Origin of the sequence: Microbacterium sp. NPDC056044 (assembly GCF_042267145.1) — a bacterium.
Lineage (GTDB): Bacteria > Actinomycetota > Actinomycetes > Actinomycetales > Microbacteriaceae > Microbacterium.
Genome location: NZ_JBHJWZ010000001.1, coordinates 444,772 through 463,446 on the forward strand (window position 1 = coordinate 444,772; position 18,675 = coordinate 463,446).

Annotated in this window: 19 protein-coding genes and 1 pseudogene; 9 read left to right on the forward strand and 11 right to left on the reverse strand. The window is 70.6% G+C overall.

Features of this window, described 5'->3' with window-relative positions; translation table 11 throughout:
* Window positions 1-69 precede the first annotated feature (69 nt).
* Together ACFC1I_RS02110 and ACFC1I_RS02115 are read left to right on the forward strand one after the other, a co-directional pair.
* On the forward strand, window positions 70-678 hold the full coding sequence (locus ACFC1I_RS02110; protein ID WP_376006223.1) for a hypothetical protein: 609 nt from the start codon (window positions 70-72) through the stop codon (window positions 676-678).
* A gap of 91 nt (window positions 679-769) precedes the next feature.
* Window positions 770-1,636, forward strand: coding sequence for a GyrI-like domain-containing protein (locus ACFC1I_RS02115; RefSeq protein WP_376006224.1), 867 nt, complete (start codon window positions 770-772; stop codon window positions 1,634-1,636).
* A 23-nt stretch (window positions 1,637-1,659) separates the two neighbouring features.
* On the opposite strand, the gene ACFC1I_RS02120 is transcribed toward ACFC1I_RS02115, so the two are convergent.
* Window positions 1,660-2,226 carry a TetR/AcrR family transcriptional regulator gene (locus ACFC1I_RS02120; protein ID WP_376006225.1) on the reverse strand — a complete coding sequence of 189 codons (567 nt, stop codon included), beginning with the start codon at window positions 2,224-2,226 and terminating at the stop codon, window positions 1,660-1,662.
* Window positions 2,227-2,336: 110 nt separating this feature from the next.
* Here ACFC1I_RS02120 and ACFC1I_RS02125 point away from each other — a divergent pair, with 110 nt between their 5' ends.
* Entirely contained in the window at window positions 2,337-3,026 is a 690-nt protein-coding gene (locus ACFC1I_RS02125; RefSeq protein WP_376006226.1) for a GNAT family N-acetyltransferase, read from the forward strand.
* A 14-nt stretch (window positions 3,027-3,040) separates the two neighbouring features.
* Here ACFC1I_RS02125 and ACFC1I_RS02130 read toward each other — a convergent pair whose 3' ends face one another.
* From ACFC1I_RS02130 to ACFC1I_RS02140, 3 genes are all read right to left on the reverse strand, one after another.
* Complete coding sequence (locus ACFC1I_RS02130; protein ID WP_376006227.1) at window positions 3,041-3,550, reverse strand: hypothetical protein; 510 nt, start codon at window positions 3,548-3,550, stop codon at window positions 3,041-3,043.
* A complete protein-coding gene (locus tag ACFC1I_RS02135; protein ID WP_376006228.1) occupies window positions 3,547-4,332 on the reverse strand; it encodes a hypothetical protein in 786 nt (261 codons plus the stop codon). The genes ACFC1I_RS02130 and ACFC1I_RS02135 overlap by 4 nt, the downstream gene beginning before the upstream one ends.
* 217 nt (window positions 4,333-4,549) lie before the next feature.
* A complete protein-coding gene (locus ACFC1I_RS02140) occupies window positions 4,550-4,813 on the reverse strand; it encodes a DUF6458 family protein (RefSeq protein ID WP_376006229.1) in 264 nt (87 codons plus the stop codon).
* A gap of 191 nt (window positions 4,814-5,004) precedes the next feature.
* Here ACFC1I_RS02140 and ACFC1I_RS02145 point away from each other — a divergent pair, with 191 nt between their 5' ends.
* The 3 genes and pseudogenes from ACFC1I_RS02145 to ACFC1I_RS02155 all read left to right on the forward strand — a co-directional run bounded on the left by ACFC1I_RS02145 (window position 5,005) and on the right by ACFC1I_RS02155 (window position 8,192).
* The gene (locus tag ACFC1I_RS02145) at window positions 5,005-6,357 is read left to right on the forward strand and encodes a nitrate/nitrite transporter (protein WP_376006230.1); all 1,353 of its coding nucleotides are present in this window, start codon (window positions 5,005-5,007) and stop codon (window positions 6,355-6,357) included.
* A 78-nt stretch (window positions 6,358-6,435) separates the two neighbouring features.
* Window positions 6,436-7,356, forward strand: a complete 921-nt coding sequence (locus ACFC1I_RS02150) for a pseudouridine-5'-phosphate glycosidase (RefSeq protein ID WP_376006231.1) — start codon at window positions 6,436-6,438, stop codon at window positions 7,354-7,356.
* Window positions 7,356-8,192: pseudogene (locus tag ACFC1I_RS02155) on the forward strand (carbohydrate kinase family protein). Before ACFC1I_RS02150 ends, ACFC1I_RS02155 begins: the two are co-directional and overlap by 1 nt.
* Before the next feature lie 13 nt (window positions 8,193-8,205).
* On the opposite strand, the gene ACFC1I_RS02160 reads toward ACFC1I_RS02155, so the two are convergent.
* Together ACFC1I_RS02160 and ACFC1I_RS02165 are read right to left on the reverse strand one after the other, a co-directional pair.
* Window positions 8,206-8,652, reverse strand: coding sequence for an SRPBCC domain-containing protein (locus ACFC1I_RS02160; RefSeq protein ID WP_376006232.1), 447 nt, complete (start codon window positions 8,650-8,652; stop codon window positions 8,206-8,208).
* The gene (locus tag ACFC1I_RS02165; protein WP_376006233.1) at window positions 8,645-9,040 is read right to left on the reverse strand and encodes an ArsR/SmtB family transcription factor; all 396 of its coding nucleotides are present in this window, start codon (window positions 9,038-9,040) and stop codon (window positions 8,645-8,647) included. The genes ACFC1I_RS02160 and ACFC1I_RS02165 overlap by 8 nt, the downstream gene beginning before the upstream one ends.
* Window positions 9,041-9,129: 89 nt before the next feature.
* On the opposite strand from ACFC1I_RS02165, the gene ACFC1I_RS02170 reads away from it, so the two are divergent.
* Window positions 9,130-9,702, forward strand: a complete 573-nt coding sequence (locus tag ACFC1I_RS02170; protein ID WP_376006234.1) for a dihydrofolate reductase family protein — start codon at window positions 9,130-9,132, stop codon at window positions 9,700-9,702.
* Between the two features lie 3 nt (window positions 9,703-9,705).
* Here ACFC1I_RS02170 and ACFC1I_RS02175 read toward each other — a convergent pair whose 3' ends face one another.
* From ACFC1I_RS02175 to ACFC1I_RS02185, 3 genes are read right to left on the reverse strand one after another with little or no spacing between them, the layout of a single operon-like run.
* A complete protein-coding gene (locus ACFC1I_RS02175) occupies window positions 9,706-10,467 on the reverse strand; it encodes an SGNH/GDSL hydrolase family protein (RefSeq protein ID WP_376006235.1) in 762 nt (253 codons plus the stop codon).
* 42 nt (window positions 10,468-10,509) lie between these two features.
* Window positions 10,510-11,862, reverse strand: a complete 1,353-nt coding sequence (locus ACFC1I_RS02180; RefSeq protein ID WP_376006236.1) for an MFS transporter — start codon at window positions 11,860-11,862, stop codon at window positions 10,510-10,512.
* Window positions 11,863-11,898: 36 nt separating this feature from the next.
* Complete coding sequence (locus ACFC1I_RS02185; protein ID WP_376006237.1) at window positions 11,899-12,942, reverse strand: LLM class flavin-dependent oxidoreductase; 1,044 nt, start codon at window positions 12,940-12,942, stop codon at window positions 11,899-11,901.
* A gap of 89 nt (window positions 12,943-13,031) precedes the next feature.
* Here ACFC1I_RS02185 and ACFC1I_RS02190 point away from each other — a divergent pair, with 89 nt between their 5' ends.
* Window positions 13,032-13,661 carry a phosphoribosyltransferase gene (locus tag ACFC1I_RS02190; protein WP_376006238.1) on the forward strand — a complete coding sequence of 210 codons (630 nt, stop codon included), beginning with the start codon at window positions 13,032-13,034 and terminating at the stop codon, window positions 13,659-13,661.
* On the opposite strand, the gene ACFC1I_RS02195 is transcribed toward ACFC1I_RS02190, so the two are convergent.
* A complete protein-coding gene (locus ACFC1I_RS02195) occupies window positions 13,662-15,335 on the reverse strand; it encodes a DUF885 domain-containing protein (protein WP_376006239.1) in 1,674 nt (557 codons plus the stop codon).
* 81 nt (window positions 15,336-15,416) lie between these two features.
* Window positions 15,417-18,074 (reverse strand): DNA polymerase I, encoded by a 2,658-nt coding sequence (polA, locus tag ACFC1I_RS02200; protein ID WP_376006240.1) that lies wholly within the window; start codon window positions 18,072-18,074, stop codon window positions 15,417-15,419.
* Window positions 18,075-18,138: 64 nt separating this feature from the next.
* Here polA and ACFC1I_RS02205 point away from each other — a divergent pair, with 64 nt between their 5' ends.
* The gene (locus tag ACFC1I_RS02205) at window positions 18,139-18,564 is read left to right on the forward strand and encodes a hotdog fold thioesterase (protein WP_376006241.1); all 426 of its coding nucleotides are present in this window, start codon (window positions 18,139-18,141) and stop codon (window positions 18,562-18,564) included.
* Window positions 18,565-18,675: the final 111 nt, after the last annotated feature.

The following is an 18,675-nucleotide window of genomic DNA, read 5'->3' on the forward strand; positions in this document are numbered from 1 at the left end:
TCTCACGCTCCCCCGCCGACGATGTGAGTCCCACAGCGAGCGGGAGGGCCAGCTACTACCTTGGAGCCCATGGCCCACAGGAGCGCCGCGCTTGCCGAGTCGGGATGGCACACCGCTGCGAGGGACTTCGTCCCCGAATCACATCGTGAACTCCCCATGTTGCGCGTGTATCTGCCGTTCCGGAACCGCGCCGACGACGTCGTGCGCTGGTCCCGCTACGTAGACGTCGAGGAGCACCCGGCGTCGCTCGACTGGTTCGAAGCAACGAGCCGGATCGCCGAAGACGAGCCCGCCGTTCGAGACCTGGTCTCGTGCATGGGAGTACTCGATTCGGCCACTGCGGATGCGCTACGCGAGGCGATGGGTGATATCTCGCTTCGATGCCTGCGGTGGATCGGCTACGCGGACGCTCCGCAGACCGATTCGACGACGCGGGTGTTCGGTGAGGAGTTCGTCGATGCCGACCTCGTTCCGGGCGACGTGGAAGCAGGACATCGGATCCCCGAGTTCGCGTGGGACGTGGATGGCCGTCTGGCGTGGGGCAGCCGCCTCTACCCGGACTCGCTGATCGTGGCGGCCGAACCAGCGGTCTTCCGTCAACTCCGGAACGACGCGCGCCTGGACACCGCGTCCGTCAGGGTGGACCGCGACGTCCTGCCAGCCAGCTCCGGGGACTGATCAAGAGCGCGGTGCGGCACGATCGAATCGAACCGCGGTAGTCGTGTGCGGCGGTGCGCGCCCGACGAGGCTGGGTCTCGAAGGAGGAACCGTGATCGCGACTCTCAACCGGGTGATCGAGCTCGTCGAAGCCGACCTGTCTGAAGACATCGACCTTGCGCGGCTCGCCGCACGCTTCGGCACCACTGAGTACCACGTGCGCCGGATGTTCTCGTCGCTCGCGGGCATGCCGCTGTCGGAGTACGTCCGTCGCCGGCGCATGACCGTCGCGGCAGCAGACCTGCTCGGCGATGGCGAGATGCTCGACATCGCCGTGCGGTACGGCTACGGCTCGACCGAGGCGTTCGGCCGCGCGTTCCGGGCCGTGCACGGCGTCAGTCCCGCCGACGTGCGCCGTGACGGCGGCCCTCTTCGCTCACAACCACAGCTCAGGTTCCGCCTGACAGTCGAAGGGAACACACCTATGGATACTCGTATCGCCGACCGACCCGCATTCCAGCTTGTCGGCCACGCCGCACGTGTGCCCCTCATCCACGAGGGAGTCAACCCGCACATTCAGGCCCACATCGCCGCTCTGCCCGTCACCGAGCACGCCCGACTCAAGGATCTCAGCAGCACCGAGCCCGCCGGGCTGCTGCAGGTGAGCGCCGACGTCGACCCCGATTACACCGAAGGCGGCGAGTTGACGTACCTGCACGGTGTCGCGGTCCACGAGCATGCGTCCGTACCCCAAGATCTCGACGTCATCCAGGTGCCGGCCGGTGCGTGGGCTGTCTTCCGCACAGATGGCCCCTACCCCGCCGCTCTGCAGTCGATCTGGGCGGCGACCGCGAGCGATTGGTTCCCGTCCAACCCCTGGCGCCTGCGGCCGGGGCCATCGATCGTGGCGATCCTCGACCGCTCGCCCGACTTCAGCACCGCGACATGCGAGCTGTGGCTGTCGGTCGAGCGGGAGTAGCGCGGCGCCGCTCCCCCGCGTGATCAGACGGACGCGGCGAGGATCGACGCGACGACTTCCTGCACGGCGTCGTGAGCCGGAAGGGCGCCCGAGGTGCCCGCGGACAGGAGATAGATGCTTCCCGCGAGCGCCAACGCCAGCACAGGGACATCGGCGTCCTTCCGGACCCAGCCCACTTCTCGTCCCGCGGCGAGGATGTCGGCGATCGCCGCCGTCGCGTCGCCGAGCAGCGGAATGCCCGGAGAGCGGTCGCTCAGCCTCCGCCGCACACCGTCTCGCCCGATCGCAAGGCTCACGAGTGCGAGCATCGTCGGTGTGAAGGTCTGCTCGATCACGTCCGTGATCGCCGTCACCGCGGATGCCGCCGCGCGCGGCTCGACCGCCCGGATGCGGGCGACTTCCTCGGCGACCAGCGCCGCGATGTACGAGTCGAAATCCTCGAAGTGGCGATGGAGCACGCCTTTCGCAACTCCGGACGCCTCCGTCACCGACCTGCTGGTGAGCGCAGTCGGCCCGTGCGCAGCCAGGACGCCGCGCCCCGCATCGAGCAAGACGCCGCGAGCACCGAGAATCGCGTGGCCAGTGGGCATCGGATCTCCTAATGGGCAAGCGCCCACCTAGAGTGGGCGCTTGCCCACTCTACTCCCCGTGGCGGATCTGCGCGTCGCCCTGCTCGCACTCCGTCTGGAAGACTGCCGCCATGTCCCAGACCGACGCGCTCGCCCGACTCTGGCCCGCCTCCGCGCTGTCGGTGCGCGCCGGCGACCTCGAACTCCGCTGGATCGACGACGAACTACTCGTGCAAATCGCGCAACTTGCGGGACGAGGCATCCATGATCCCGGGACCATGCCGTTCGAACACCCCTGGTCGCGCGGCACACCGGATGAAGTGGCCCGCAGCGTTCTCGCGTTCCAGTGGGGCATCCGCAATCGCGTCTCCCCCGACGCATTCACGCTCGAGTTCGCCGTCCTTCATGACGGCGTCGTGGCCGGTGTTCAGGGCATCACCGCGAACGAGTGGGCGGTGCTGCGTCGCGTCACGACGGGGTCGTGGCTGGGGCACGCCCACCAAGGGCGTGGCATCGGCACGAGAATGCGCATGCTCGCGCTCCACTTCGCGTTCGAGGGAATCGGCGCGCGCGAGGCCACCTCGGGCGCCTTCGTCGACAACGGTCCCTCGAACGCGGTGTCACGGCGGGTGGGGTACGCGCCCGACGGAGCATTCCATGTCGCTCGCGAAGGGGTCGCGGTGCTCCACAACCGCTTCGCGATGTCGCGCGAGCGCTGGGAGACGCTGCGCGGCGATCACGCCGCCGCTCTCGGCGCGCCGATCGAGCTGCGCGGCGTCGAGGCGTTCCGCGCGGCGATCGGTGCGACCGTCGATTCCTGACCGGCCGTCAGCGCCTATCGAGCGTCCGGCTCTGCCGGACGATGCACCGAGACGTCGATGGCATCCCCGCGGAGCTGGAACCGGATGACCGTGCCGTCCGGCAGCCCCTCGGCGAACCTGTCGTGATACGCCGGCCATGCGCCCACATCGACGATGAGGTCGGCCTCCCGCGGGGTGCACGAGCCGCCGTGCACACCGCTGGTCGCAGGCTCGACCACGATGAGGCACGGGTTGCCCAGAGCGTCCGTGGCGGTCCATGGCTGGAGCCCCCGGAACACCTCATACGGTTCGAGGGTGGCGGGATCCACCTCGACGGGAGCGTGGTTCAGGAGGCTGGTGATCGGCGACCGCGCGACGCCGTCTTCGCGCTGCAGGGTGGTGTCGGGATGGGGGCCCATGAGCCAGGCGATCCCGTACGCCGTCGCGAGTCCGACCGCCGCGGCGATCCAGATCAGGCCCCACCGCGTCGGCACCACGCCTCGCTTCTGGGCGGGCGTGCGGCGCCCGGCGTTCGCCTCGGTCATGGCGCGCCTCCCTCCGAGCCCAGCACATGCACGTCCACGGCGTCTGGTCGCAGGAAGAAGCGCAGGACCTGGCCTTCCGGCAGGGCGCGCCGTACGGCGTTCTCGTGGAGGACATCCCAGGGCATGTCCATGAACAGGTCGGCGCCTGCCGGCATGCACCGGCGCGCGACGACATCATCGGTCGCCCGGTGGACGCCGATCAGACAGGGCGAGCCGAAGGTGTTCACCGCCGACCACACTTCGATGTCGCTGTAGGTGCCGAACGCATGGAGCGTCGAGAGGTCGATCTGCATCTCGGACGCGCCTTCGATGTCCGGCCTGAGCGGTTGGCCCTCCGCCGCGAGAAGTGTGAGCAGCTGGTCGTCGGGCTCGGCGCCGGTCGGGCGCATGACGGCGTCCGGCGGTCGCGGGAACCCGACGACGCCGGCGATGACGACGCCGGTCAGCGCGATCGCCGTGCCGACGATGAGCGCGCCGAGCGCCCATCGCCGTCTCGGCGCAGGACGCGTTTCGCCGGGTGGGAACGGCGGGTTCTCGGCCGAGGATGCCGGGTTCTCCGCCGAGAGGATGACGGCGGCAGCAGGCGCCGGCTGGGTCACCTCCGCGAGGGGAGCCGCCACGACCGCGCGGGGCCGGGGCGACGGGTGCTGCGCTGCCTCGAGCTCGATCAGGCGGGCGAGGGCCGCGGGGTCATCCTCGATGTCGGGATGCGGGCCGTAGGCGCGCCGGCGCAGGTCGTCGAGTTCGCCGCCGACGTCGGAACCTGTCGCGGGTGCATCCATCGCGGCCACCCCCAGAGGAAGCCTCCGGCGTCGCAGGCCCGGTCGGAATCGCGCCGTCGTCGCCGAGAACGAACGTGTCGGGTGACGTCCTGCCGCGGGTCTGGCGACGGGGGCGTCGGGGTGATTGTCCCGCTGAATCGTCTTCAGCGCGAGACCCCGACGGCCGTGTGCATGACTCCGGCCGCAGGCGCCGCAGCGCCCGCGGCCGGAGGGTTCGTCACAGCCCGGCGGTGTCGTCGGGGGTGCGAGTGGTCCGCCGCGTGACCTGCGCGTCGGAGGCGGGGTCGACAGCGGTGTGCGTGATCACGTCCGACCGCCGGCGGCGCATCATCAGCACCAGACCGACGAGGAAGATGACCACGCCGGCGCCCATGAGGATGTAGCCGAGCATGTCGAGGTTGACCCAGTCGACCTGCACGTTGAGCGCGAACGCGATGATGGCTCCGATCGCGAACAGGACGATTCCAGCGCCGATGCTCATGCGAAGCTCCTTTCCGGGGGTGCGCGAGCACCCTCCCCTCCCGTGGGACGGGATCGTCCCGCATTTCAGCCTGGTGGAGCCCGAGAACGCGAGGGAGGGGGTTGACAGCAGGCGGATGCTGCGGCCACCCTTCTCGCGGATGGCCGGCGGGAACGCCCGGCCGAGGCATCCGTCACGGTGACTACTGTGGAATGGTGCAGAGTCTGTCCCGTCCCCGTGCGACGGGGCCGGGAGCGTACGCCTGGGTGATTTGGACGGTCGGCGTCGCCGGGTATGTCCTCGCGATCACGAACCGCTCGTCCCTGAGCGCGGTCGGCGTCGACGCCGCGGCGCGGTTCGACGCCGACGCAGCCACGCTGTCGCTGTTCGCCGTCGTGCAGCTGGCGGTCTACGGCGGCATGCAGATCCCGATCGGCGTGCTGCTGGACCGCTACGGCGCACGGCCCATCATGACGGTCGGGATGCTGCTGATGGCGGTGGGGCAGCTCACCATGGCCCTCTCCCCCAGCGTCGGCGTCGCGATCATCGCGCGCATGCTGCTGGGCGCGGGCGACGCGGCGATCTTCCCGGGTGTGCTGCGCCTCATCGCGACCTGGTTCCCCGCGCAGCGCGGCCCGCTGATGGTGCAGTTCACGGGCATCGTGGGACAGGCGGGTCAGCTCGTGGCGCTGATCCCGCTCGCAGCGCTGCTGCACGCCACGAGCTGGACGATCACGTTCGGCAGCATCGCCGGGCTCGGCGTGCTGTTCGCGATCCTCGTGTTCCTCCTGATCCGCAACCACCCGGCTGACCGCGAGGAGGATGTGTCGGTCGACACCGACACCGGCGCGATCCGCGTCGTGACCTCGGCCGTCGACACCGGGGTCGGCATCCGTGCGGCGTGGGCGCATCCCGGAACGCGTCTGGCGTTCTGGTCGCACTTCGCGACGCCGTTCGCGGGGACCGCGTTCGTGCTGCTGTGGGGCATGCCCTTCCTCACGGCCGGCGAAGGGCTTAGCACGGCCGGGGCGGCGTCCCTCATGTCGCTGTACGTGGTCGTGGGCATGGTGCTCGGTCCGATCATCGGGGAGCTGTCGCGACGCATCCCTCACCTGCGGTCCCGCGCCCTCGTGCTCCCGACGGTCGCCGTGCAGGCGGTCGCCTGGCTGGCCGTGATCGCCTACCCCGGCCCCGCGCCGCTCTGGCTGCTGATCGCGCTCGCGGTCGCCCTCGCGACCGGCGGCCCCGCGTCGATGATCGCGTTCGACCACGCCCGCACCCACAACCCGTCGCATCGACTCAGCACCGCGACCGGCGTGACGAACGCGGGCGGCTTCCTCGCGGCGCTGGTCGCGATCCTCCTCATCGGCCTCGCGCTCGATCTGCAGGGCGCCGGCACGCCCACGACCTACAACCTCGATGCCTTCCGTCTGGCGTTCCTCACCCAGGTGCCGCTCTGGGTGCTCGGCAGCACGTTCATCGTCATCGAGCGCAGGCGCACGCGCATCCGCATGGGAATCGACCCGCCGCGCCCGCCGCGCCGCCCGCGCCGCCCGCGCCGCTGAGTCGGCGTGCCCCAGGACGCGGCATCCGGTCGATACTGTGTCCCTATCCGGGCCGGATGAGCTGCCCGGGTCGAAAGGATGCCCGTGTCCGATCCCCTCGTCATCGCGCCCGAGGTGCGCGACGCGGTCGCTGCGGGCGATCCCGTGCTCGCCCTCGAGTCCACGATCTTCACCCACGGCCTGCCCCGCCCCCGCAATCTCGCGGTGGCGCTCGAGGCCGAGGCTCGCGTACGGGCGCTGGGTGTCGTGCCCGCGACGATCGGCCTGGTGGACGGCCGGCCCACCGTCGGACTCTCGCCCGACGAGATCGAGCGCCTCTCCACCGCCGACGGCGTCGTGAAGGCGAGTGTGCGCGATGTGCCCGTCGCCGCGGTCAAAGGGCTGAGCGCCGGCACGACGGTCGCCGCCACGGCGCACCTCGCCGCGCGGGCGGGCGTACGGGTCTTCTCGACCGGCGGGCTCGGCGGGGTGCACCGGGGCGCCGCGCAGACGTTCGACGAGTCCGCCGACCTCCCCACCCTCGCCGGGCTGCCGCTGGTGGTGGTGAGCGCCGGCGTCAAGTCGATCCTCGACATCGCGCTGACGCTCGAGCGCCTCGAGACCTTGAACCTCGCCGTCGTCGGCTATCGCACGACGGACTACCCCGGGTTCTACGTCGGCGATTCCGGGTACGACGTCGAGTACGCGGTGGACTCCCCCGCCGAGATCGCCGCCATCGCCCGCACACGCGACGCCCTGGGCATCTCGTCGACGCTGCTGGTCGCCAATCCCGTGGCCGCGGATCGACAGCTCGATCCGGCGCTGCATGACGACGTGCTCGCGCGGGCGCTCGCCGCGGCGGACGCCGCGGGCGTCTCAGGGCACGACACGACGCCGTTCCTGCTCGACTTCTTCCAGCGCGAGACGGGCGGGCGGAGCCTCGACGTCAATGTCGCCGTGTACCGCGGCAACGTCGACCTCGGCGCGCGCATCGCGCAGGCGCTGGCCGGCGACCTCTGATGCTCGTCGTGATCGGCGATCTCGTCGCCGACCTCATCGTCCTCGGCGGTGCGACGCTCGAGCGCGGCACCGACAACCCCGCCGAGGTGCGGCTCACGCGGGGCGGCAGCGCCGCGAACGTGGCGACGGCGGCCGGGGCGCAGCATCCCTCCCGCTTCATCGGCCGGGTGGGTGACGACACGCTCGCGCGCGCCCTCGTCGCCGAGCTCGAGGCCGCCGGCGTCGACGTCAGGGTGCAGCGGCACGGCCGCACCGGCTCGATCGTCGTGCTCGTCGACGCAGTGGGCGAGCGCACGATGATCACCGACCGCGGCGCCGCCGCCGAGCTCGACGCCATCGACCCCGCGTGGATCGCAGGCGCCGACTGGGTGCATGTGCCGCTCTACGGCTTCGCGTCGGCGCTCTCCGCGCGGGCGGTGATGGATGCTGCGGCCCGGGCTGCTGCGGAGGGCGCCCGGGTGAGTCTCGACCTCTCGAGCGTCGCGACGATGCGGGCGCTCGGCGAGGAAGGGCTGCGGCGCGTGCTCGCGGAGCTTCGTCCCGACGTGGTCTTCGCGAACGAGGACGAGGCTCGGACGGCGCGCGAGCTCGAGCTCGCGCCGGGCGGCGTGTAGGTGATCAAGCGCGGCGCGGAGCCGGTGCTGGTCACCGTGCACGGTGAGACGATCGAAGTGCCCGTCGACCGGGTGGCCGACGTGCTCGACTCGACCGGAGCGGGCGACGCCTTCGCGGCGGGCTACATCGTGGCGGCGCTCGAGGGTGCCGGCCCGCGCGAGAGCGCCCGGGCGGGCGGCGTGCTCGCGATGAGCGCGCTGCGCCGGCCGGGCGCCCTGTGACAGCGGGGTTCGCTCAGGCGGTCTGCAGGCGCTCCAGCACGCGCTCGATGTCGTCGATGAACGAGTTGTAGCCGGCGATCGTCGCGGCGACCTGCTCGTCCGAGAAGTCGCTGCGGTCCTGGCGGATCGTGAGGACGGTGCCCCCGTCGGACTCCTCCAGGTCGAACAGGACGGGCAGTCCGGCGTCGTCGCCGGGCTGGTCGGTGAGCGTCATCGCGAGGTGCGACGGCGGCTCGACCGCCTTGTACTCGCCGGCCCAGTCGATGCGGTTGCCGTCGGGCAGCAGCATGACGGCACGGAAGGCGCCGCCGGGGCGGACGTCCATCGTGAGGCTGTCCCGCGGCACCTCGACGGCGGCGGTGCCGAACCACACGGCGAAGTGCTCCGGCTTCGTGAGGGTCTCGAACACCAGCTCGCGGGGAGCCTGCAGGGTGCGCGTGACGGTGAAGTACTCAGTCATGGTCGTTCTCCTTCTCGATGGGTGCGGCGGTGCCGCCGGTCTTCGTCTGTGCCGGGCTTGACGCCCCGAGCTGCTGCAGGGCGTTGAGGTACTGATCAAGGGCGCCGAGGCTGTCTTCCCAGAACTGGGCGTAGCCGCCGATCCAATCGGATGCCGCAGCCAGCGGCCGTGCGTCGAGCCGCGCCGGGCGGTACTGCGCGTTGCGGCCCCGTGTGACGAGCCCCGCTCCCTCGAGGACCCGGAGATGCTTCGACACGGCGGCGAACGTCATGTCGAACGGCTCGGCGAGCTCCCCCACGGTGGCCTCGCCTTCGCTCAGCCGCGCGAGCATCGCGCGTCGCGTCGGGTCGGCGAGTGCCGCGAAGGTGCGGCTCAGTGCATCGGTCATCTCGCCTCCTGTTCAACTGATTGGTACTGTACCGCTCGGTTGAATACCGTGTCAAGAGCTTTGTCCGAGGTTCGCGTTACCGTGACGGCATGCCTCGCGTCGTCTTCTACACCGCCACCACACTCAACGGATTCATCGCCGACGATCACGACTCGCTCGACTGGCTCTTCGCCGCGCCCGGCGGAGAGGGCGGCGACGAGGACTTCCAGGAATTCCTGTCGGGGATCGGTGTGCTCGTCCAGGGCTCATCGACCTACCGGTGGGTCGTCGAGCACGAGGACCTGGTCGCGCACCCCGAGAAGTGGCCGGCCTATTACGGTTCACGTCCCACGTGGGTGTTCACGAGCCGGGAGCAGCCGATCGTGCCGGGTGTCGACGTGCGGTTCGTCTCCGGTGACGTGCGCGAGGCGTGGCCCGAGATCCGCGACTCGGCGGGTGACGGCGACGTGTGGATCGTCGGTGGCGGCGATCTCGCCGGTCAGTTCGCGGATGCGGGTCTCCTCGACGAGATCCGCGTCTCTGTCGCGCCGGCGACGCTGCCGTCGGGAAAGCCGCTCCTCCCCCGCGTCCTCGGCGCCGACCGGCTCGAGCTGACCGCTGTGCGGCAGGCCGGTGCCTTCGCGGAGCTGACCTACACCGTGAAGGCGCCGTCCGGGGAGTGAGGGTCAGTCGAGGGTCGGGGCGATCTCGGTCCACTGGCCGAACTTCGGCTCGCGGCCGTCGCCCGATGACGTCCCCGTCAGCCGGCGCCTGACCCAGGGTCCGACGTGCTCGCGGTAGTAGGCCGCTCCACGCGGGCCCATCGGGGGCAGGGGCGGCTGCGACCACCACTCCGGCACGGGCTCGACGCCGAGCGAGCTCAGCACCCGCGCGGCGACGCGGTGGTGTCCGCGCGCGTTCATGTGCAGGCGGTCCTCGGACCAGTACGGCGGCGTCGCCAGCTCCTCGTCGAACCAGTTGTACGCCTGGACGACGTCGGTCCGGGCCGCCAGGCGCGCCTCGACCGCGTGCGACAGCAGATCGCCGCGTCGCTGGATCACGCGCTTCAGCGGCAGCTGGGCCGTCGGGTTCGCCCCCGAGAGCACGATGAGCTGCACGCCCTCCTCGTCGCAGCGGCGCAGCACCGTCTCGAAGGCGGCGAGCACGTGCGCGACGCTGGTGCGTGGGCGCAGCATGTCGTTGCCGCCCCCGTTGAACGACAGATGCGTCGGCTTCAGCGCCAGCGCCGGTTCGAGCTGCTGCTCGACGATCGGCCACACGAGCTTGCCGCGGATCGCGAGGTTCGCATACTCCACGAGGTCGTCGGTGGCATTCGCCCACCCTTGTGCCACGAGATCGGCCCAGCCGCGCACGTGCCCGTCAGGGAGCTCGTCGCCGACGCCCTCGGTGAAGGAGTCGCCGATCGCGACGTATCGAACGGATGCCACGAGCTCAAGCCTACGACCGGCGCGGCGCGCGTCCTGCCACGCTCAGCGGTCGTCGAGCGCGACACCGCGCCGGTCCACGAGCCCCCACGCCGCCGCGGCAGCCACCGCGAAGAAGACCGCGAACACGACGAACAGCACAGGTGCGCCCCCGGCGACGAGCAGCGGCGGCACGACCAGGGGCGCCACGATCGACGCGATGCGACCGACCCCGGCCGCCCATCCCGAGCCGGTGGCGCGCAGCGACGTCGGGTACATCTCAGGGGTCACCGCGTACAGCGCGCCCCACGCGCCGAGGTTGAAGAACGACAGCGCCATGCCGGCCGCGATCACCCCGCCCGCTCCGGAGGCGGTGCCGAAGAAGATCGCCGACACCGCCGAGCCCACGAGGAACACCGACAGCGTCGCGCGGCGCCCCCACACCTCGATGAGCCACGCGGCCACCGCGTACCCGGGCAGCTGTGCGAGCGTGATGATCAGCGTGAAGCCGAACGACCGCACGAGGTCGTACCCCTGGGCGACGAGGATCGACGGGATCCAGATGAACGCGCCGTAGTACGAGAAGTTGACGCAGAACCACACGAGCCAGAGGCACGCCGTGCGCACGCGGAACTCGGCGGACCACAGGGCGCCGAGCCGCTGCCCCAGCGAGACGGCTGCCGCGGGCGGAACGGTCGGCCGTCCTGACGCGGGCACCGCCGTGGCGCCTGCGGCGTCTTCGAACGAACGCACGACCGACTCCGCCTGCCCGAAGCGTCCGCGCCGCTCGAGCCAGCGCGCGGATTCGGGCAGTCCCCAGCGCACGATCAGCGCGTACGCGGCAGGGATGGCGCCCAGCGCGAACGCCCAGCGCCAGCCGTTCTCCGAGGCCGGGATCACGAAGTACCCGATGAGCGCGGCGAGGGTCCACCCGACGGCCCAGAACGCCTCGAGGATCACGATGAGGCGCCCGCGCATTCGTGCCGGAGCGAACTCGCTCACGTACGTGCTCGCGACCGGAAGCTCGGCACCGAGCCCGAGGCCGACGAGGAATCGCAGCACGAGGAGCGCGGCGAGCCCGCCGACGAGCGCGCTGGCTCCGGTCGCGAGCCCGTAGACGAGGAGCGTGAGCGCGAACACCTGGCGACGTCCGAAGCGGTCGGCCAGCAGGCCGCCGACGCTCGCGCCGATCGCCATGCCCACGAACCCGACCGAGGCGATCCAGCTCGCCTCGGTCGGCGTCAGGCTCCACTGCGCAGCGAGCGCCGCGATGATGAACGAGATGAGCCCCACGTCCATCGCGTCCAGCGCCCATCCGAGCCCCGAGCCGGTGAGCACGCGCAGGTGCTTGCGGGTGAACGGCAGAGAGTCGAGGCGCCCCGAGAGCGTCGACGACGCGCGGGTTCCAGCATCCGTCATAGCGTCATGGTACGGATGCCGGGACCCGCGCGGGGCTCACGACAGCATGTCGCGCACGCGAGGCACGACTTCGGTGCCGAAGAGCTCGATGGAATGCATCATCCTCTCGTGCGAGAGCGTGCCGTTCGAGAACTTCATGTCGAAGCGGGAGGCGCCGAGCGTCTGCACGGTGGCGGCGATCTTGCGCGCGACGGTCTCGGGCGATCCGACGTAGAGGGCTCCCTCGGGGCCGACGTCGTGCTGGAAGCGGAGCCGGTTGTACGTCGGCCAGCCGCGCTCGCGGCCGATCGAGTTGTTCATCGCCTCGAAGCCCTCGTACGCCTCGTCCCACGCCTGCTGGTCGGTCTCGGCGATGTGACCCGGCGAGTGGACTCCGACGGGCAGCTGCGGCTGGTCGAAGGTGTCGAGCGACCGCCGGTACAGCTCCGCGAAAGGCGCGAAGCGCCCGGCCGGGCCGCCGATGATCGCGAGCATGAGTCCGTACCCGTAGCGCGCGGCGCGCACCGCCGACTCGGGCGTGCCGCCCACGCCCACCCACGCGCGCAGCCCGTTCTCGGTCTTCGGGAAGACATCGGCCGCATCGAGGGACGCGCGGAGCGTCCCGCTCCATGTCACCGGCTTCTCGGTCAGCAGCTGGGAGAAGAGATCGAGCTTCTCGTCGAACAGCGCCTCGTAGTCGCGCAAGTCGTACCCGAACAGTGGGAACGACTCGATGAACGATCCGCGGCCGAGGATGACCTCGGCACGCCCGTTCGAGACCGCGTCCAGGGTCGAGAACCGCTCGAACACACGCACCGGATCGTCGCTCGAGAGCACGGTGACCGCGGTCCCGAGGTGGATGCGCTCGGTGCGCGCCGCCGCGGCGGCGAGCACGATCTCGGGGCTCGACACCGCGAACTCGCGACGGTGGTGCTCCCCCACCCCGAAGAACGACAGTCCGACGCGATCGGCGAGCACCGCCTGCTCGACGACGTTGCGGATGGTCTGCGCGTCGCTGAGCAGTTCGCCGGCGGCGTCGCGCGTCACGTCTCCGAAGGTGTCGAGTCCGAGCTCGATCGTGGCGGGGTCGACAGAGGTCATGTGCTTCTCCTTTTATGCATCTGCATGAACCTGTGGAGCGCCGGCGGCATTCCCGAGACGACCGCGCCCCGCGAGCGTAGCGTGGTGGCATGGTGCCGTTCGCGGATCGCAGGTCCGCCGGGCGCGAGCTCGCCGCAGAGCTCGAACGATGGCGGGGAACGGATGCCGTGGTCCTCGGCATCCCGAGAGGCGGCGTCGTCATCGCGGCCGTGGTCGCCGAGGCGCTCGGCCTCGAGCTCGGCACCGTCGTCGTGCGCAAGCTCGGCGCGGCAGGGCACAAGGAGTTCGCGGTCGGGGCGATCGCCGACGGCGTGCGCATCGTCACGCCCGACGCGCTGCGGTGGGCGGGCATGTCGCCGCGCGATCTGGCACGCGTCGAGGCGGCCGAGCGCGACGAACTGGCACGGCGGACGGATGCTTTCGGCTCGGCGTCCGTCGCGCTGCCGGGGCGTGTCGCGATCGTCGTCGACGACGGCGTGGCGACCGGCGCCACCGCAGTCGCGGCGTGCCGCGCGCTGCGCGCCCGCGATCCGGCGCGGATCGTGCTGGCCGTGCCCGTCTGCCCCGAGGAGTGGGCGCCGCCGGCCGACGCCGTCGACGAATTCGTCTGCCCGAACCGTGAAGCCGACTTCTGGGCGGTGGGGCAGTTCTACGACGACTTCCGGCAGACGACCGACGCCGAGGTCGTGGCGCTGCTGCGCCACGACCCCGGCGAGTGATCAGCGCGAGAGCGCGGACCGCAGGGTGTCGAGGCCGACACCGCCGAGGTCGAGCGCGCGCTTGTGGAACTGCTTGATCGAGAAGGCGTCGCCCTCGCGCTCGGCGACCTCGTCGCGCAGCTGCTCCCAGATGCGCTGGCCCACCTTGTACGACGGGGCCTGGCCCGGCCACCCGAGGTAGCGGTTGACCTCGAAGGTCACGAACTCGTCGGGCATGTTGACGTTGCGCAGCATGAAGGCGAGCGCGTAGTCCGCGTCCCACGTGCCCTGGCCGTCCAGACGCGGCTTCTCGAGGTGCACGCCGATGTCGAGCACGACGCGGGCGGCGCGCATGCGCTGGCCGTCGAGCATGCCCAGGCGGTCGGCAGGGTCGGACAGGTAGCCCAGCTGCTCCATCAGGCGCTCGGCGTACAGCGCCCAGCCCTCGGCATGACCCGATGTGCCGCCGAGCAGGCGACGGTAGGTGTTCAGCTGCGCGCGGTTGTACACGGCCTGCGCGATCTGGAGGTGGTGGCCCGGGACGCCCTCGTGATACACCGTGGTCAGCTCGCGCCAGGTGTCGAAGTCCTCGACGCCCTCGGGCACCGACCACCACATGCGGCCGGGACGCGAGAAGTCGTCGGTCGGGCCGGTGTAGTAGATGCCGCCTTCCTTGGTGGGCGCGATCATGCACTCGAGCTTGCGGATCGGATCGGCGATGTCGAAGTGGGTCTTGCCGAGCTCGGCGACGGCGCGGTCGCTGGTCTCCTGCATCCACTTCTGCAGCGCGTCGGTGCCGTAGAGCTTGCGGCTGGTGTCCTGCTCGAGCAGCGCGACCGCCTCTTCGACGGTGGCGCCGGCCTTGATCTCGTCGGCGATCGCCTCCTGCTCGGCGACCATGCGCGCAAGCTCCTCGACGCCCCACTCGTAGGTCTCGTCGAGGTCGATCGTGGCGCCGAGGAAGCGCCGCGAGTGCAGTGCGTACAGCTCGCGGCCGACGGCGTCCTTCTCGGTGGCGGCCGGGGCGAGCTCGTTGGTCAGGAACGCGGCCAGCTCGTCGTAGGCGACGCGCGCGGCGTTGGCGTTGTCGGACAGGTCGCGGGCGAGCGACGCCGGAAGCTGCCCCTCATCGGGAGCCGCGTCGGCGGCGAAGCTCGCGAAGAACCCGCTGTCGGCGGTGTAGCGGGCGATCTGCGTCGCCACCTCGGTGACCTGCCGGCGAGCGGGCACCACGCCCTGCGAGATGCCCTCGCGGAGCGTCTCGATGTAGCCGCCGACCGCGCCCGACACCGCGCCGAGGCGCTTCGCGATGACCGACCAGTCGTCCGCGGTCGCGGTGGGCATGAGGTCGAACGCGGAGCGGATGTTCTGCGCGTGCGACGCGATCACGTTGATGTCGCGGAGGTGCCACTTCGCGTCGTGCAGGTCGAGCTCCAGCTGGATCTCGCGGGAGAGGTCCTCCTTGGTCACGACGTCGACGTCGTCGTCGGCGGTCGCGGCGTCGAGCGCGGCGAGGGTCTTGCGACCCTCGTCGACCAGCCGCTCCTGGCCGGCCGGGCTGTAGTCGCCGAACCGGTCGTTGTACTCGGAGCGACCGATGTACGTCGCGAGCGTCGGCTCGAGTTCGGCGAGGGTGTCGACCCACGCATCAGCGATCTTGTCGATCTGCGTGGGCGTGCGGGTTTCGTCTGTCATGGCATCGAGCCTAGGCATGGGACGCGGTGCCGACAAACAAGGACCCCGGTTCCGTGGGGGCGCCTTCCGGCGGTTCGCCGATCAGTGACCGGCGACGTCCCAGTTGTCGCCGCGGCCGATCTGCACGTCGAGGGGCACCGACAGCTGCGCCGCGTCGCCCATGCGGGTGCGCACGATGTGCTCGGCGGTGTCCCACTCCCCCGGCGCCACTTCGATCACGAGCTCGTCGTGGATCTGCAGCAGCACCCGCGAGCCGAGCTGCTGAGAGGTGAAGTCGTCGTGGATGTGGAAGAGCGCGATCTTCATGATGTCGGCCGCGCTGCCCTGGATCGGCGCGTTGAGGGCGGCGCGCTCAGCGTTCTCGCGGAGTACGCGGTTGGGGCTCGCCAGATCGGGGAACGGGCGCCGCCGGCCGAAGATCGTCTCGGTGTAGCCGTCGATGCGGGCCTGCTCGACGGACGAGCGCAGGTAGTCGCGCACCGCGCCGAAGCGCGCGAAGTACTCCATCATGAGCTGCTTCGCCTCGGACTGCTCGATGCGCAGCTGCTTCGACAGGCCGAACGCCGAGAGCCCGTAGACGAGTCCGTACGACATCGCCTTGACCTTGGTGCGCATCGCGGGGGTCACGTCTTCGGGGGCGACGCCGAAGACGCGCGAGCCCACGAAGCGGTGCGTGTCTTCCCCGGAGTTGAACGCCTCGATGAGGCCCGGGTCTTCGGAGAGGTGCGCCATGATGCGCATCTCGATCTGCGAGTAGTCGGCCGTCAGCAGCGTCTCGTAGCCCTCGCCGACGGTGAACGCGGACCGGATGCGGCGGCTCTCCTCCGTGCGGATCGGGATGTTCTGCAGGTTCGGGTCGGTGCTCGAAAGGCGCCCGGTCTGGCTGCCGGTCTGCACGTACGTGGTGTGGATGCGGCCGTCGGCGCCGCTCGTGCGGTCGCCGCCGATCGCGCTGTCGAGCGACTCGATGATCTGCCGCAGCTTCGTCGCCTCGCGGTGCTGCAGCAGCAGGTCGAGGAACGGATGCGGGTTGGTCTCCTGCAGATCGGCCAGGACCGCGGCATCCGTCGAGTAGCCCGTCTTGGTCTTGCGGGTCTTCGGCAGCTGCAGCTCTTCGAACAGCACCTCCTGCAGCTGCTTGGGCGAGCCGAGGTTCACCTCGCGACCGATCGCGGCGTACGCCTCCTGCGCGAGGGCGTCGGCGCGCGAGCCGAGCTCGCCCGAGAACTGCGACAGGGTCTCGTGCGACACCGCGACGCCGGCGAGCTCCATGTCGGCGAGCGTGTGCAGGGTGGGCAGCTCGATGTCGGTGAGGACGGCGGCCACGCTCTCAGGGAGCTCGGCGCGCACTGCCGCGGCGACCCGCATCAGGTACCACGACAGCTGACCGGTCGTCGCGCCCTCGGTCTCGGGGACGAGCTGGGTCGGGTCGGATTCGGGCAGCTTCTCGTCGAGGTACCGGTCGACGAGGTGAGCGAGGTTCTTGTCGGGGAAACTCGGGCGCAGGAGCCACCCGGCGAGGATCACGTCGAACGCGAGTCCGCCGAGGCGGAGACCCGCCCGTCGCAGCGCCTTCACCTGCGGCTTCGCATCGGCCAGCACCTTGGGGGCGTCCGAGGTCAGCCACGGCCCGATGGCCGCGGCGAGCTCGGGGGTCCAGGATGCCTCGGCCGCAGCATCCGTCGTCGCCGCCCCGATGCGGGCGGGGAGCCCGCCTTCGACAGCGATCGTCACACCGAGTTCGCCCGTGGCACCCTCGAGCCACGCAGCGAACTCCGCCGGTGCGAGCTCGCTCGCGACAGGCGCGAGCTCGGCAGCGGCGGAGGTGACAGCCGCCATCTGCTGCTCAATGCCGGCGAGCTCGGCGACGCGCGGGATGAGGGTCTTGAATTCGAGGCGCGAGAAGATGTCGCGCACCGCCTGCGCGTCCATGGGCTGCACCTCGAGGTCGTCGGGGCCGAGAGGCAGCTCGACGTCGGTGAGCAGCCGGTTGAGGCGGCGGTTGCGGCGCACGTCCTCGATGTGTTCGCGCAGGTTGCCGCCGACGACGCCCTTGATGGAGTCGGCGCCCTCGAGCAGCGCGTCGAGCGAGCCGAACTGGCCCAGCCACTTGACGGCGGTCTTCTCTCCGACCTTCGGCACACCCGGCAGGTTGTCGCTCGTCTCGCCGACGAGCGCGGCGATGTCGGGGTACTGCTCGGGAGGCACGCCGTAGCGCTCGATGACCGCCTCGCGGTCGTAGCGCTTGAGCTGCGAGACGCCCTGCACGTTCGGATAAAGCAGCGTGACGTCGTCGTTCACGAGCTGGATCGTGTCGCGGTCGCCGGAGCACACGAGCACGTGGAACCCCTGCGACGCGCCCTGCGTCGCGAGCGTCGCGAGGATGTCGTCGGCCTCGATGTCTTCCTGCTGCAGCACCTGGATGCTCATCGCCGCGAGGCAGTCCTGCAGGAGCGGGATCTGCCCCTTGAACTCGGACGGGGTCTCGGAGCGGTTGGCCTTGTACTCGGTGTACTCGCGGGTGCGGAAGGACTGCCGAGAGGTGTCGAAGGCGACCGCGAGGTGGGTCGGCTTCTCTGCCTTGATCAGGTTGATCAGCATCGCCAGGAACCCGTAGATCCCGTTCGTGTGCTGGCCGTCCTTCGTCGAGAAGTTGTCGACGGGGAGGGCGTAGAACGCCCGGTACGCCAGCGAATGGCCGTCGACGACGAGAAGGGTAGGCTTTGCGGAGTCCGTCACCCTGCAAGCCTAGTCAGGGCCGGCGACACCCGATCTCCCGCCCCGAATCCCCCGAAGGCGACGCATGCCCGAGCACTCCCCCTCCCCCGTCGACGGCCTCGCGTGGGCTGCCAATCGCGGCATGGGGGCCCTCGCCGAGAAGATGGGGATCGTCTTCACCGAGTTCTCCGTCGAGCGTGCCGTGGCCACGATGCCGGTCGAGGGCAACACCCAGCCGGTCGGCCTCCTGCACGGCGGCGCCTACGTGGTGCTGGGCGAGTCGCTCGGCTCGATGGCGGCGAACCTGTACGCGGGGCCGGGCCGGCTCGCGGTCGGCGTCGACATCAACGCGACGCACACGCGCTCCGCGACCTCCGGCGTCGTCACCGGCGTCTGCACGCCGATCCACCTCGGTCGCACCCTCGCGGTCCACGAGATCGTCGTCACCGACGAAGCGGGCCGCCGCTGCTCGACCGTGCGCATCACGAACCACATCAAAGACGTGAAATGAGAGAAGCGGGTGGCGCGGGACGAGGCCTACCGGTGTCTGGAAGTCGGTGGGGGGCGCCCGGCTTGGGGGCCCGATGCACTAAGATGGGCGGTGAGCCGGGCGGGAGTGTGT